This window comes from Terrabacter aeriphilus (genome assembly GCF_039542985.1).
Taxonomy (GTDB): domain Bacteria; phylum Actinomycetota; class Actinomycetes; order Actinomycetales; family Dermatophilaceae; genus Terrabacter; species Terrabacter aeriphilus.
This window is the reverse complement of record NZ_BAABIW010000018.1, coordinates 282,418-297,312: the sequence shown is the minus strand read 5'-3', so window position 1 is coordinate 297,312 and position 14,895 is coordinate 282,418. Positions and strand designations below refer to the sequence as shown.

Annotated in this window: 12 protein-coding genes and 1 pseudogene; 4 read left to right on the top strand and 9 right to left on the bottom strand. The window is 66.6% G+C overall.

All coding sequences use genetic code 11. From position 1 onward, the window contains the following. Nucleotides 1-220: 220 nt before the first annotated feature. The 7 genes and pseudogenes from ABD979_RS15265 to ABD979_RS20095 all read right to left on the bottom strand — a co-directional run. Nucleotides 221-790 (bottom strand): recombinase family protein, encoded by a 570-nt coding sequence (locus ABD979_RS15265; RefSeq protein WP_345508353.1) that lies wholly within the window; start codon nt 788-790, stop codon nt 221-223. 116 nt (nt 791-906) lie between these two features. Further along, nucleotides 907-1,299 carry a hypothetical protein gene (locus ABD979_RS15260; protein WP_345508343.1) on the bottom strand — a complete coding sequence of 131 codons (393 nt, stop codon included), beginning with the start codon at nt 1,297-1,299 and terminating at the stop codon, nt 907-909. Between the two features lie 609 nt (nt 1,300-1,908). Beyond that, entirely contained in the window at nt 1,909-2,565 is a 657-nt protein-coding gene (locus tag ABD979_RS15255) for a DUF4145 domain-containing protein (protein WP_345508342.1), read from the bottom strand. Between the two features lie 204 nt (nt 2,566-2,769). Beyond that, the gene (locus ABD979_RS15250) at nt 2,770-3,030 is read right to left on the bottom strand and encodes a hypothetical protein (protein ID WP_345508341.1); all 261 of its coding nucleotides are present in this window, start codon (nt 3,028-3,030) and stop codon (nt 2,770-2,772) included. A 74-nt stretch (nt 3,031-3,104) separates the two neighbouring features. Next, on the bottom strand, nt 3,105-3,995 hold the full coding sequence (locus tag ABD979_RS15245; RefSeq protein WP_345508340.1) for a hypothetical protein: 891 nt from the start codon (nt 3,993-3,995) through the stop codon (nt 3,105-3,107). 104 nt (nt 3,996-4,099) lie between these two features. Further along, entirely contained in the window at nt 4,100-4,378 is a 279-nt protein-coding gene (locus ABD979_RS15240; protein ID WP_345508339.1) for a DUF4192 family protein, read from the bottom strand. Nucleotides 4,379-4,607: 229 nt separating this feature from the next. Further along, nucleotides 4,608-5,132: pseudogene (locus tag ABD979_RS20095) on the bottom strand (DUF4192 domain-containing protein); the annotation flags it as partial. A gap of 512 nt (nt 5,133-5,644) precedes the next feature. On the opposite strand from ABD979_RS20095, the gene ABD979_RS15230 reads away from it, so the two are divergent. Then, entirely contained in the window at nt 5,645-6,553 is a 909-nt protein-coding gene (locus ABD979_RS15230) for a tyrosine-type recombinase/integrase (protein WP_345508337.1), read from the top strand. A 191-nt stretch (nt 6,554-6,744) separates the two neighbouring features. Here ABD979_RS15230 and ABD979_RS15225 read toward each other — a convergent pair whose 3' ends face one another. Next, entirely contained in the window at nt 6,745-7,692 is a 948-nt protein-coding gene (locus tag ABD979_RS15225) for a DUF2971 domain-containing protein (RefSeq protein WP_345508336.1), read from the bottom strand. Nucleotides 7,693-8,512: 820 nt separating this feature from the next. On the opposite strand from ABD979_RS15225, the gene ABD979_RS15220 reads away from it, so the two are divergent. From ABD979_RS15220 to ABD979_RS15210, 3 genes are all read left to right on the top strand, one after another. Further along, nucleotides 8,513-8,635, top strand: coding sequence for a hypothetical protein (locus ABD979_RS15220; RefSeq protein ID WP_345508335.1), 123 nt, complete (start codon nt 8,513-8,515; stop codon nt 8,633-8,635). A 1,837-nt stretch (nt 8,636-10,472) separates the two neighbouring features. Continuing rightward, complete coding sequence (locus tag ABD979_RS15215) at nt 10,473-10,898, top strand: helix-turn-helix domain-containing protein (protein WP_345508334.1); 426 nt, start codon at nt 10,473-10,475, stop codon at nt 10,896-10,898. Nucleotides 10,899-11,030: 132 nt separating this feature from the next. Then, entirely contained in the window at nt 11,031-11,948 is a 918-nt protein-coding gene (locus ABD979_RS15210) for a hypothetical protein (RefSeq protein WP_345508333.1), read from the top strand. Nucleotides 11,949-13,386: 1,438 nt separating this feature from the next. Here the strand turns inward: ABD979_RS15210 and ABD979_RS15205 are convergent. After that, nucleotides 13,387-14,880: a type I restriction-modification system subunit M gene (locus tag ABD979_RS15205; protein ID WP_345508332.1), complete on the bottom strand. Its 1,494-nt coding sequence runs from the start codon at nt 14,878-14,880 to the stop codon at nt 13,387-13,389. Nucleotides 14,881-14,895: the final 15 nt, after the last annotated feature.

Here is a 14,895-nt window from a genome sequence, read left to right as displayed (position 1 = left end):
TGCCCGCCCTCACCGCCTGACCACCATCAAGAATCACGCAGCGCTACACCACCACAAGGGACTTGACCGGTCGCAGTCGTAACGAGTGCTCCGGGTTTTGGAAGTGACGTTGCGTCCAAGGCCGACAAGTCTGGCCCTGTGGAACTGCTGCTGAACGCAAGAAAGGCCTGCCTCGCCGGCTCCGCCCGTCACAAGGACGAGAGGAGCCGGCACCAGTTGGTCAAGCGGTGGGTTCTTGCGGATCGGCCGGCGCGAGGGCCCGATACACCGACGCCCGACTCACGCCCACCACGCGAGCGATGGAGGCGACGTCGTGTTGGCGGCTGTCGTACATGATCCGCTCGACCTCCAGCTTCTCGGGCGTCCAGACCGTCGGTCGACCACCTGTGCGACCACGAGTGCGGGCCGCTGCCAGGCCGGCCAAGGTCCGCTCGCGGATCAGGTCACGCTCGAACTCGGCCAAGGCGCCGAACACGTGGAAGATGAGCTTCCCGCCTGGCGTGGAGGTGTCGATGCTCTCGGTGAGGCTACGAAAAGCCACGCCCCGGCTTTCGAGCGTCTGCACCGCGTCGATGAGGTGCCGCATGCTGCGACCCAGACGGTCGAGCCTCCACACCACCACGGTGTCTCCTGGCCGAAGCTGATCGAGCATCACGTCCAGCGCCGGCCGGTGCTCGAGCTTTCCCGAGGCCTTGTCGGTGAAGATGCGTTGACAGCCAGCGGCCTGGAGAGCATCGCGCTGCAAGGCCGCGTCCTGCTCGAGCGTCGATACGCGGGCGTAGCCGACCAGGTAGCCAGGGTGATCGCCTCAGTACTCATGGGTGTGCCTCCTTCTGAGACGTTGTTTGTGGACATGGGAAAAGGACAGCCGCCCCCGCCTCGTCGGAGGTGGGGGCGGCTGGGTGTTCAGAAGCGCTCGTTACTGCACCACTTCGTGAATGAGCCCGCTTCCACCACACTTGCGCCATGGTGAGGAATAACGGCATGGACGGCGTGCGCTCGTACGTCATGGAGGTCCCCCACTACGGCTCTCAGTTCGTCGAGGGCTTGAGCCCCACGGGACAGGTAGCAGGTCGCGCAACCGGCTTCTTCGTGAAGAATCGCCAAGGTCGCACGTTTCTCATCACTAACCGCCATGTCGTGACCGGCGGAGAACGATCGGATGACGACCAACCGGGGCCTGGTGTCGTGTCGGCCCTTCGATGCACGGTCCCAATGCAGCACGAGAGAGCGGGCTTTCATCAGCAATTCGTTGTCGAGCTTGGCGACCTCGACGGACAGCCCGTCTGGCTGGAACACCCAACTTTGGGACGTACGGTAGACGTCGTCGCGGTGCCCTTGGATTGGGGAGCAGACGAGGGACATGTGGACTTGGTGTCCTACCCCCTCAAGTCAGATGTGGCGCGCCTCGATGTGACTGGGACGGTGTATGTAATTGCTTTCCGCTGGGATTCGATCCGCTGGAGGAAAGTGTTTTCGGGGTGTGGACGAGGGGTACCATCGCCTGGCCTCCAAGCTTTGATTGGAGAGATATGCCGTGCATCCTGGTCGACTGCCGCACCAGGAAGGGGCAGTCGGGTTCGCCTGTCGTTTTCTTCGCTGATTCCCAAACTGAGTACACCGCGGTCGACGGTCGGCGTGCCCGCGGTCCCGCTTGGAACTTGGTGGGCGTGTACAGCGGGCGGATCCGGGATGACAGTGACGTGGGAATCGTCTGGGAGCGTACGGCGCTCGAGGAGGTGGTAGAGCGCGGCACGCGACCCGATGTGTGGGTGGCACCCCTTGAGGAGCGGGAGGGCATCGAGACGGATTACTGGCTTCGCACTGTGGAGTGAGTCCAGCAACCGGTCGCTCGGGTGTCCATCGGACAGGTCAACGAGACGCATGAGGTCCGTCGCGGCCGGTCTCTCAGTGACCTTTGCGCCTGGGGAGGCCCCTTCTTCTGTTCACTTCCTGGATGCGCTTGCGAATCTGGTCTTGCTCGCTGCCGTACTTGAGGGCCAGCGCATGCTCAAACATTTGAGCGCCGTCAAGGACGTCCTTCGCCTCGATCTTCCCGGGATGGCTGCCCTCGTTTCCGATCCACTTGACCGCCATCAACGCCTCAGCGATATCGGGACGGCCAACTTCTAGCCTTGTGATGCGCTCATGAGTTGTGAGTCTCTTCCGCTTCTTGCCGGTGGTGTACCGAGGTATCTTGAGCGCCGTCAGAAGCTCCTCAGTTGCGAGGCGGAGCCGGTTGGCGGCCGCGGCGGGATCGACCCAAACGAGCGCGCCCGCTGCCGTGACAGAGTTCATGACCGACTCAGGGACACCCTTGGGGCAGATCAGCAACTGCAGGGGCGGTTGGGCGTACCGCAGCTTGTACGCGTCGTAGTAAGACCCATAGTCCTCGGTGACATTCACGATGACGTCGTAATCCACACACCAGTCGCCGGCAACGGCCACTCGTTCGTGGCAGCTCGCGCATCGGAGCCAGCCCGCGAAGGTCCCGTCGAGCGACATCGGATCCTCGCTCACTATGAACGTCTTCCGCGCCGAGGCACTCCGCTCATGCCTTGGCACGCCGTCCTCCTGTGGGACGAGACGCCCTGCGGAGCATGTCGGACACGGCACTGTTGGCCACTGCTGCGCCGGAAACCACTTGGTGAAGGGTGCTAGTACGTGTGGCACAGGTAGAGATTAAGGCGTTGTACGTCCAAACTGGGCACGGCAGCCGTCAAGCCAGAACGCCTTCGCGCCAGCGCGCTCACCCCCGCCACACAGCGCTTAGTCTCCTTGGTCATATAGGTCCTCGTACTCGGAGCCGTAATCCCAACTCCTTGGAGGGGTACTTGCGTTGCGGCTGTTCGATCTCGAGAGGACGTCTACGACGCCTTCGACGGCCCGGACGCAAACGATGACGACGTCGGCGAGGTCGCGGACGGCCCGTAGGCCCACGGTCGCAGTTTCGGGCTCCTGTTCTCGGAGCTTGGCGTAGGCCACGACGACAAGGGTCGCGGCCGCGGCAACAGACAGGACGATGAGCATGGTTCTTTTCTCCTCTAAGCCTCGGCAGGAGACCCGCGGACGGGCGGCGAGCCTCCTGCGATTGGGCGGCGTGGTCAGTGCCGGGCGCGGCTGCGCTTGGCGTGGGCCTGGGCCTGCTGCGCGGCCCGTCGTTCGGCCCGGTTGCGTGGAACGAGCCCATCAACCCACACACCGGGTGCCTTCGACTCCGCCGCTGCCCAGCCCTCCTCCGTAAAAGCGGGCTCGGACGCTGCCGCGAAAGGCGTCGACGGGGCCGGACGTGACGCCGAGCCTCTGAACGGTGCGCTGAGGCGCAGTCCAGTCAAAAGGTCCGCGAGCAGGCTCGGAGCGAGAACCAGCGGCAGAAGGAACAGCTCCAAGGCCCAGCGCATCCAAGACGCGCTGACGAGTCGACTCAGGAGCCGGTGCAGGACGGTGGTCTGGCTGACCGGCCGGACCAGGCCAGCGACAGCGGCCACGCCGCGCACGACGCTCTGGGTGACCGGGTGAGCGACGACCGCGACGATGACCCGGCGGACGACCGTGCCGGCGTTGGCGAGGCCGGTGGCGACGCGGATACCGGTCGGACCGCACTTCCCTAGAAGCGAACGGGTCTGCTGCCACAGGGCACTCGCACCCGCAGCGATCTTGGACGCAACGAACCGTCCGACCCGGACCGCTGCGTTCCAGACGGCGGGGATGCTGAATACCGCGGCCGCGGCGGTGACCGGCCCGACGGACCTAAGGAGCTCACCGAGGCTGACGAGTCGTGCGCTGAGGCGCCGGACGGTGGGGTTGCCACCCAGTGCCGACAGCAAGGTGCGGGCCTGTCGGAGGACCCAGCCGGCAGCGCCCCGCGGGAGGGCGAGGACGGCGTCGAGGGCAGCCCGGGCGGCCCGTCGGAGGCGGAGCAGCAGCGCGAACCGTTCCTGCTGTGGTGGAGTCGGGACGGCGTACAGCCGTCCGTCCATGGTTGCGGTGAACATGGTGAATCTCCTTCTGGTTGAAGCCCAGGGGCGCGGCTGCCTCCGGGCATGACGAAGGCCCGCTGCGTCGTGCGGCAGGCCTTGGGGGAGGGGTGCGTCGGCGGTCAGGGTCGTTCGGGTCGGATGCCTTCGTCGAGCATCAGGGTGAGCAGCTGGGCGAACCGGTAGTCCGGGTCGCAGCGCAGTGCCCGATCGAGAGCCACTCGGGCGAGCGCGCCGTCACCGTGCCACCACGAGCACGTCGCCAGCACGGTCAGCGCCGCTGCAGCGTGCTCGTCGGGCGCGTGCTGGCACAAGGCGATGAGCCTGGCCTTGACGTTGCCGACGCTGAGCTCCGCTTCCTCCGGTCCGAAGGCTGCGCGAACGGCGGCGATGCGGCGCACCAGTGCCTGGGTGTCGGCTGGCAGCGCCTCGAAGTGGAGGCTGTCCGGGATGAGCAGCCAGGTGATGCCGTCCCGCGTATGGACCCCCGGAGGGACTGCAGGGCGACGGCGGCGTCTGAGGGCTGATCGGCCCTGGCATGGTGGTGAGAAGCCGGGCCCACGCGTGGGCAAGTCGGTCTCGGGCTGCGCTGTCCGTCAGGGCCGTTCCCTCTTGCCGTCCCCGCCGCAGCAGCTCCGCGACCTCACCGGCGGCCGGGCCGGGCTCGACCTGGTCTGCCAAGGCCTGCCGGTCCGAGAGGGGGGCGCTGCCTATGCCGATGAACTCCGCGACTGCCGAGGAGACTCCAGTGGCCGCCGGTAGTTGTGTTCCCTCGGGTGGGCAGCAGGACGGGCGGTCACAGTCGAGGGAGCGCCAGCGCCCGCCGTGGACGACGATTCGGTCACGGACCGAAACGTCGCGAGCGACGAGTCGGTCGCTGAGGGCGTCGACGAGGGCCCGGCTCTGCGCCGGGGTGTCCTCGTAGCCGACGAGCACGGCAGCCTCAGCTGCGTCCTTGTGCAGGTGCCGGACAAGTGCTTCGGCCACCTCCTCGACGCGATCCAGGTCCGGGAGGTCCATCCGTTGGGTGAGCCCGATCTTGTTGTCGCGGATGGCCACGACGACGACGGACTGCCGTGGCGCGAAGCCGAGCAGGTGTGGGATGACGGCGAGCAGCTCGGCGGGGCTGCGCAGGGTGACTGGTGGTGCGGTCATGGGCCTTCCTTTCGATGGGGCCCGGGCGAAGTCCGGGCATGCGAAAGGGCCCGCCACCGAATGTGACGAGCCCTTCGTGAACTCGTGTGAGGGGGTTTCTCCAGTCCGTCTGGACGTGGTTATCCCTGTGCCTCGTGGTGCTATTGTAGCATCGAATTGCATTGCGGCCCAAGGCTTTCGATCTATTCGCCGCGTGGTGAGCCGAGCCGTCGCAGCTGCGGGACCTGAGGGAGTGGTTGAGACCCTGGGCCGCCGTGAGCGATCCCGGGACTCCTGAGCTGCAGCCACGCAAGGGGTCCGGCTGGGCGTGGTTCAACGCTTCTGCCTTCACGCCCAGGATGAAGCGTCACAAGGTGAACAACAAAGAACTCCTCCTGCGGAGGACCTTTTTCTGTCGTTCACCTTACGAACGACGACCCGGCTCGACTGGACGAGTTCCTGTCATGGCTTCGCGTCACAGGGGGGCTGCGGGCTCTGGCGCGCCCAACCGCGGCGAGAGTTGCATGGGATAGATGATCCTCCACCCAGACGTTCAAGTGATCCGCGATGAGTATCTGATGCCCTACGTCGGTGGCACCCGGAAGTTGTACACGTACTACCTCGATCGCTACCTCGAGTGGTGCGCGCTCCAGGCGTACGAGCCTCTGGCCGTCACCCGCGCACATGTCGAGCGTTACGTCCACCACCTCCACATCGAACTGGGCATGCGCCCCTCGAGCGTGGCCACGGCCCTGTGCCCGGTCCGTGGGTTCTACCGCTTCGGGTACCACGAAGGCGCCATTGACCGAGATCCCGCCGTGCACGCGCGAAGGCCCCGCTACTACTACCGGCCCAGTGACACCCTGGGGCTCGACCGGAGTCAACTGACTGCTTTCCTAGCGGCGGGAACCGCCATGGGCGGACGCTATTACGCCGCCGCCTTCCTGCTCGGGTGCATGGCCCTACGCGCCAGCGAAGCCTGCTCCCTGGAGGTTGGGGACTACCAGCAGACGGTCCGCGGGCCCCGGGTCCTTGAGTTCATAGGCAAGGCCGGTTTGCCTGCCCAAATGCCGCTTCCGGTACCAGTGCTTCGTGCTCTGGATGCCGCTGTGGGCGACCGTACCGACGGCTCGATCTTGCTTCGCCTTGATGGCTTGCCGCTGGGCCGATCAGGCTTGAACACCATCGTGCACACGATAGGGCGGCGGGCGGGCATCGACCTCCCTTTCAACTCCCACGTCCTCCGGCACAGCGCCATCACCAACGCGCTGGAGGCAGGCGCGTCGCTCAGAAAGGTCATGGACCTGGCCCGGCACAGCGAGCCACGCACCACCATGCGCTACGACCGAAACCGCACTCAGCTGGACGAACACGCCGTTCATGCCCTCGTTTCCTTCGTGGTTCCGACTGTGACCAATGTTTGCCCAGTGAACGGGCCGTAACTGCAGGCGGCTGGAGGCGGGCTCGCCCGCAAGCTTCAGACAACAGCCCGCGGGCCATGACTCCCCGAGGGACAACCACGGTTTCAGGCCGAGCCGTTCTTGGCCTCGAGCCGTCCCGGAAACAGGCGGGCTTTAGGCGCCGCCGGCGGCGCCCCCATGCCGGGTGGTCGGGTCACATACGGCCTACTGGCTCACCGAAGGGGAACCGCCGACTGGTCCACCCGGGCATCGCGTAGATTGTGCTGACTCAACAGACCCTGGATTGTCGGAATGTTTTCTTCCGCAAGCAGGGGGCCGAGCCGCACGCCGTCGATCGGCAGCGAAGGGATGTGCGGAGGTCCGCAGACGATGTCCCCCCGTCCATCGGGGGCAGATGTCAACACGGCATACCCGGCAACTCCCGTAGGACTCTCACGGTACCCAACATGGTCCCGCCCCCAAGCGAATGTCGCCACGGCCCTGACCTCGTTCTCGCCTGAGAAGCCAGGCGACTTTATTAGGTGCGCGATACCCTCAAGCGCCTCGTGAGCGTCGTCTCGTACCTGCTCCCCGTAAAAGTCTTTAGCTTCGCTGTCCGTTTCCCTATCAACCTGCTCAAGCCTTGCCCCGGCCCGTGTCACGAGTTCGTCGACGACTCTGGCGATCTCATCGTCCGTGTATAAAACGTGCATCCACGGCGTGACGCTTGCCGAACTGGTGATCGCGTTGAACGGCAGCCTCTTGCCCCCAGTGCCGCCTGGCCTAGTTGGGGCTTTCTCCGAGAAGGCCGCCAGTTGCACGCTGCTGTCCAGTTCGAGGGCGTAGCCGCGACCCTCTGCGGCGTAAAGTCGCCACTGATTTGCGTCATCGCCTCGAGTAGATGCGCAGAGCATGAAGACGTCGTGCCCTTTCTTGTGATGACCGTCAGACGCTAGGTCCATCAGCCACCTGCCGGCATCGCTGTCCTGGTGGTCCTCAAGGTGGGACTGGATGGAGTCCCATCCTTGCCGCACCTCGGCCCGGTCGTTGAGACTGGACGCCTCGGACGCCCAGACTCTCCCAGACTGCACTACAGCAATGAGACCTCTGGCCGAGGTGTAGTGGAAGACGGGTCCACTCGCAATTCGGATGGCTTCAGGAAGGAGCGCGGGAAGAGTCACACCGCCGAACCTACCGTTAGCGGCGCCCTTCCGACGGCGTCACAGAACACGCGGCTCCGCCGGCGTCGGCATGGCCCTCAACGGCACATGCTCGCGCTCCGGGATTCCACCGGAGGGCAAGGGTGCGGTCGCCACGGATGGAAAGTGCCTCTTGGACATCTGTCCAAACAGGCCTTTCTCGGAGCTGGCGGTGCGACGATACGGCTATCCCTAGACATGCCTTTGAGATGGAGTCACATGCGCAACCCGGACGCGGAGAGGTTTGACTGCCCTGAGTGCGGCGCAGTAACAAAGGTAAACCTCCGCACGGGTGCGGTGTACTCGCACCCCAGGTCAGGCGTGACTGCCGTATGTCCAATGAGCGGCAGGGAGGTCATGGAGGGGCATGGCCTGCGCGCTCGTCTAATTGCACCTGAGGCTCCCCGTCGCGCTCCAGCACCGCACATCAGCCTTCGTGGCGACGAGGAAAGTGTCTCCATACGAGCGTTGCGCGGCGGGCTACCAGGGCTTGGTAGGCGCCGGTAGAGCAGGCCACCCTCAGGCCCCGGCCATGTTCCACAGAGTCGCTCATGGTGGTCCGAAGGTCTCCGCGTCTTTCGAGCCTTGACGCACCCACGTCTTCAGCCGGCGCGTCATTGGGGACAGGGTGTGGTCTTTAGATTGCGCAGTCCTGTCGAACAGCAGTTCGATTCTGCGCCAGACTGGTGGCATGGCCGGCGGACCAGGGCGTGGGCACGGGCACCCCATCCCGCCCACGCCGCCGAGCCGCAGGCACTGCTGGGTCCGAGGCGGACCAGACGCCCCCGGCCCCCATCCAGGCATGGTCGTCGAGTGGCAGCAGCGGGACGGCGCATGGTTCGCGCTCGTCGCGTACATCATCGAGACCGACCGCGTCCTGGTGCAGCAGTGGCTCTCGGCTGAGCTGCTCACGCGGATCGGGTGACGAGCACAGGACCCGAAGGTCCGTCGCAGTGCATACGCCAGCCGGGTCTTCATGGGGTCCTGTGAGCCCGTCCTTCGGGTCCTTGGCGGGTCACCGCATTCCGCCGCCCCCCATCCGGACCGTAGGGTCACTCCACAGTCGCAGCAGGAGGGAGAGTGGAGCGCCCCAAATGATGCGCGACCTGTTCGCGCTCGAACCAGAGCAGTGGGGTCTGCGTGGGGACCCGCATGTCTGGGCCGCGATGCGTACCCGACTGGCAGCGACGCCCGTCCGTCAGGGCCACGAGGCAGTCGAGCGCCTGTTGTCCGACGCATTCGAGGCCATCGTCGGGGTCGACGTCACGCTCGTTCCGCTTCCGGAAGGCAGCCAGCCGGTCTACCGCGAGGAGTTTTCGCACGGTGGTATGTCCAGCGGAGTCGTGGACGTTGCGGAGTGGCAGCGCCGACTGCTTCCACTCTTGGCCAGCCGCGCCGGCGCGGCCGCGGCCTCTGGCCAGACTGAGGCCAAGCAGGTCCACCCGCCCCGCCCGCCTACACGACCCGTGAGGAGCACGCCCGTGCCTTCGAGGCGGCCTGGGGCGACCTCGCCGCGCAGTGCGGCGACACCGTGCTCCGGAGGCGACCTACCAGGCTTGGCTCGCGCACTTCGCGATCGGCCGCCTGACCCCACTGCATGTGGTGCGCGAAGTCGACTTCGGCGCCCGATACCTGGGCCCTGGAGCCGGCGTGCACTTCAGGCCCCTCGGCAACCTGATGGTCGACATGCTGATCCTGCGCCAGCCAATCGTTCATCTGCCCCGCCGTTCCGCACTTGCGGCCCGGGACCTGCCCGACGGTGCGCCCAACCCGCGGTCGGGTCTTGCCCGGCTACTCAGCCGAGGCCGCAGACCCGGACAGTCCGGTGCCGGAGGCTTACGTCGGGGTCTTCGCGAACGCCGCGAAGCCCCGGTTCAACTTCGCCCTGTTGCGTCGTCGACTCGAAGATGCCGGCTGCGACCCGACGTGCTCCTGGCCGCCTTCGACGTCGCAACCGGCGACGTCTCGTTCGAGTCCGTCGCCGGATGACCCACAGCGGCCAAGCGTCAGGTGGGCGCGAATGGTTGTCATGAGTCTCGTGCTGGTGCCCTAGGAGGAGAGCCTCAGCCAGCACGTGATTGGACTCCAAACCTGCTCGCGTCGTGCCCCATAGCACCGATGCAGTGGACCGCTCAGTCGCCCATAATGGGCACCGAAGGAAGCCCAAACTCCTGGCGGACAGCTGCGAGATACCGGTCCCGTTCGTACTCCACGTCCTCCCACGTTCCATCGCGGAAGGTGTAAGCAGCCATCGCTGACCGCGCCCGCTCGCCAGCGTTTGCCGTGGCCTCTGTGCAGACGACGGACAGCTTGGTACCGGTCCCACAGCGGGACCAGAAAGTCATCCGGGGCCTCAGAGCCGTCCTCCGGCAGTTCCTTGGCCGCCCGAACGATGTCGTACCGACGGTCGTACTCCCCGAGGAAGCCCACGTGCGCCTCGTACCTTAGACTCCCAGCCCAGACGTCCCGTTCGTGCTCGCGTTCTCTCAACTCACGAGCGGCCGAATTGCGCTCAGCCCACCACTGACCTGCGAAGCCGCCGCCGATGGCAAGAACCCCGCCGAGCACAGTGGTGATGACCCCGGACCATTCCATCGGGCCATGGTGGCGCTGGACCTCCCGTCAGAAGCTCAGGACACGCCCGACTCCTGCTTTGCGCTGTCGCGCCCGTGCGGTGGCGTTGCCTGCTTGAGAGGCCAGGGAAGCTTTGCCGGGGCGAGTCGTCCACAGCCCAGCCGTCCAGTCGGCCGAGAATGGTTCTCATGAGCGTTCCCGCAGCCATCCCCCTCGTCAGTGGCAGGCACCGAAATCGCGCATTGGCCTCTGCCCGCCAGGCGCGCGCCGTCCAGCTGGCGACGGAGGGGCTCACTTACCAGGAGATCGCCGACGAGCTGGGCTACGCCAACCGCGGCACGGTGCACCACATCGTCCACGACGCGCTGGCACGCGACCGCACGGACGCCGTCGAGAACCACCAGCACCTCGAGCTGGCACGACTTGACGCGCTGCAGGCCGCTTTGTGGGACAAGGCGATGTCCGGCGACGTAGAGGCCGCTCGGGAGGTCCGCGCCGTGATCATGGCGCGGTGCCGGCTGCTCGGGTTGGACGATCGCGCGAAGCGGCCGAAGGCGTGGGCACCTCGGACGGTGGTGTTGTCGGCCGAGGACCGTGAGACGCTCGGGGTCTGAGGCGCCGGCGTTGCATGTCGTGGGTTGCAAGGCCGGGTCCTGTCTCGCGTGGCGCCGCGCCGCTGCTCTTCTGGTAGCCGAACGCTCCTCATGCGGCAGGATGCCGGGGACAGCACAGGTCACAGGGGAGGCATGGCAGTGGGCGTCGACGTGTTGAAAGGCTTGATCCCATACGTGGTGCCGGCCGTGATCGCGTTCTTCGGAGTCACGCTCGGGCCGGCCTTCCTCACCACACGCCGGGTGCGTCAGGACCTAGCCTCGGACACGGAGCTCCTCGCTCGTCTGCAGCCCGGCAGCAAGGAGCACACCGAACTCGCCGAGGCCGTCCAGTCACGCACGCTCCACCTCGTCTCGATGATCCATTTTCCGGCTGCGACGAGGCTCGACGTGCTCGCCTGGCTGGGCGCGGTCGGCTGTGCGGTGTTGGCCACCGCCTGGTTGTTCGTCATGACGCAGCCCGCCCTGCGTCCTTTCGTGACGCCCGATTTCCTCACTGCCGGGATGGCGCTCGGCATTGGGCCCATCGGTGTCATGACCGCATGGGTGGCGTTCCAGCAGCCGTGGAGCAAGCGCGCCGTTGGGCGCGTCCGGTACGTCAGAGCCCATCTCGGGGAAGATGAGGCTGAAGAGTCGTGGCGCTCCCTTCGGCTCGCCGAGAAGGTGTCGTTCGTGGTGGGGATCGTGCTCGCCGTCTACACACTCGTCGTCTCCACCTTGGCCTCGTCGAAAGCGCCGGACGCTGTGATCGGCTTGGTCGTTACGGCTGCCGTTCTGGCTGCGGGTCTCTCGGGCCTCGGCTTCATCGCCACACGTCGCCGCCACGGGCTCGACCACGTGTTACCGCCGCTGCTCGACAACGACATCGCCGTGGACAAGGCGCGCGCGGCCGAGGAGGCTGAGCAGGCCGCTCGGGAGAGTGTCGCCACGGCTGACACGCGGCATCGGCCCAGGTCGTGGCGTCGGCTGTGGGCCCTGCTGGTCAGCATCGTGATGCTCGGTCGACGGCGAGGCCAAGAACGGGGAGCCCGAAGGCCAAGTTCGAGGTGCTGAGCCGGAAGCGGCCGCGAGGCGACCGCCACGGAGGACCGCGCAAGTCAGCAGGTGGGGACCCGCTTACGCGCGCACTGGGCACATGAGTGGCGCCCGCCGCCCCGCCTCGTCAGGTCTTCCTTAGCGAGCTTCCGGGCGACGCGCCTCGACGCCAGGTGGTCTGCCGACGCGAGCGGTAGGTTTCGCCGGCGAGGACCGCCGCCTTGTTCCTGGCCGCGGCCTGCTGGGCAGCGGAGCAGGAGGCGTGGGCCCACTGCCCGTCGACGCACTTGCCGATCGGCGTGCCGACCGCGAACAGACGAAGGCAGATGGGACAGCGCCCGGGCCGCGTGGCGGTGAGGCCTGCCGTGTTGGGCCGAGTCCCAACCTTGGCCGGCCGGTTGGATGCTGGCGAGCCGGCACCCGCAGCACGGGCTTGCTCGAGGCAGAAGGCGTGAACCGGATCGCCCTTCTTCGTCCTCGTGCCATCGTCTTCGGTCATCGGTGTACGACAGATGGGGCACAGAGGTCGCCTAACCTGCATGCGGCATGCCTCCCACCGGGCACCGAAAGTCGAGGCACCGCGGCGCGCTGTCGCCCTGGACCATGACCAGGGGACGCAGCTTCCCGGCGCCTCACGCAGCGTCGATGCCGGGGACCGGCTCGAGGACCGGGCGGCGGACACCTTCGAGACGTCCAACGATGCCTGCGGTGTCCGGCCATATTTGCAGGTCAGGCCGGGGTGGACGCGTACGGACGCCTTGGGACGGCAGCAGCGCCACGATGAGAAGTGACATGGCTTGCGCCCTTCACCGAGTCGCCCGTTTGACCACACGGGCCGGTCCCCTGCCGCTCAGGCGTCCGACAGCGTCCAGGCTCCTCCACGCCCCCCTGACCTGCTGTGATGCGCGGACACCATCGTCACACCGGGACGCCGCGATGGCGTCCGTCGTTTCGTCGTCGCCGGTCAGTGCGCAGGCATGAGCCGGGAGCCGGTGCTGGGCTCAGCGGTTCCGGGCGAGGCCGGGCGCGCCGGCCTGCGCCGAGATCCACACCGACGGCTGGGCCCGCCGCTGCCTTCCGCACTTCGGCATCGCCCTCGGCCGGCCGTCTTGGCCGAACCACCTGATGGCTTGAACGGCACCCGGCACTTCGTGCAGCTCAGGTAGCCATGTCGGAGGGCGCACAGACCGCAGTACCCGTCGAAGCGGCCCTGCGTCCCAACACCCTGGCAGTCACGGCAGCCACCCGCACTGCGCTGGCGTGGGATGGGTCGGCGCGAAGACGGCACGGGAGCACTCCTACAAGCCCGGCAGCGGGAAGCCCCCATGGGGAGCAAGGGTTCCGCATCCTCGAGCAGGTCTAGCCCGGCGAGTTCACCGCAACGCGTTGACCAGACCCCGTCTTGGTCGGCGGCCAGCACGTGCCATACACCGCCCATCTGACCGAACACGTTGAGCTACCCCTCAGCCGCCGTAGCGAGCTGTGCCTCGAGCGCCGATGCCACGGCCTCGAACTCAGCCAGCGCTGCGGTCAGGTCTTCCACGATCTCGCGGGCGATGACGTCCGGGGAGGGCAGGTTGTCGAGGTCCTCGAGGGACTCGTCGCGCAGCCAGGTGATGTCGAGGTTGGCCTTGTCGCGGGCGGTGATCTCGTCGTACGTGAAGGCCTTCCACCGTTCCGACTCGGTCCGCTCGCCAGTCGACGCTCCCGGCAGGTAAGCGGAGACGAAGTCATCGAGGTCAGCCCGGCGGAGTGGGTTCTGCTTGAGGGTGAAGTGCATGTTCGTGCGCAGGTCGTAGACCCACAGTTTCTCGGTCCAGGGCTGCCCGGGACGGGCGACCTTCTTGTCGAAGAAGAGGACGTTGGCCTTAACGCCCTGGGCGTAGAAGATCCCGGTCGGAAGCCGGAGCATGGTGTGCAGGTTGAAGTCCGTCAGGAGCTTGCGGCGGATGGTCTCGCCGGCGCCGCCCTCGAAGAGGACGTTGTCCGGCAGCACGACGGCAGCACGGCCGTTCGTGTCGAGGATCGTCATGATGTGCTGTACGAAGTTCAGCTGCTTGTTGCTCGTGGTCGCGACGAAGTCCTGGCGCTCGATCTCGCGGTCCTCACGTACTTCGCGGCCGTCGGCACCCACCATGGTCAAGGACGACTTTCGCCCGAACGGCGGGTTCGACAGGACCACGGACCACCTGTGACCGGGGTCGGCGATGAGGGAGTCTCGGACCTCGATGAGGGAGTCGCCGTTCGCCGTGCCCATGCCGTGCAGGAGCAGGTTCATGGCCGCCAAGCGAGCGGTGCCGTCCACGAGCTCGTAGCCACGCACCAGGCCATCACGCAGCTTGTCCCGCTCGGTCGGGGTCATCGACTCGGCGCCGTGAGCGGCGTGCTCGTGAGCGACGAGGAGGAACCCTGCCGTACCGCAAGCCGGGTCAACGACCGTGTCGGCCACGGTGGGACGGATGACGTCGACGATGGCCTGGATGAGCGCACGAGGGGTGAAGTATTGCCCGGCCCCGGAACCCTTGTCCGAGGCGCCTTTCGAGAGCAGCTCCTCGTAGGCGTCGCCCTTGATGTCGGTGCCGGACTGGGACCAGTTCTCCTTGTCGATCAGGTCGACGATGAGCCGCTTGAGCTTGGCCGGGTCCTGGATCCGGTTCTGGGCCTTGCGGAAGATCGTTCCGATCACGCCGGGCTCGCGGGCCAACCCGACGAGGATGCGTGTGTACGTGATCTCGAGTTGGTCGCCCTGGGCGTCTAGAAGTCGCTGCCACGAGTACTCGTCGGGAACGATCTGCTCGGGCTTGAGCTTCCGGGTGGCGCGCTCGTGGGCCATCTTGAGGAAGAGCAGATAGGTCAGCTGCTCGGTGTATTCGATGACCCCGACGCCGTCATCGCGCAGGACGTCGCAGTAGGACCACAGCTTGTCGACAAGCCGGCGAGGGTCAGTCATGTGAGTCGGTCTCTC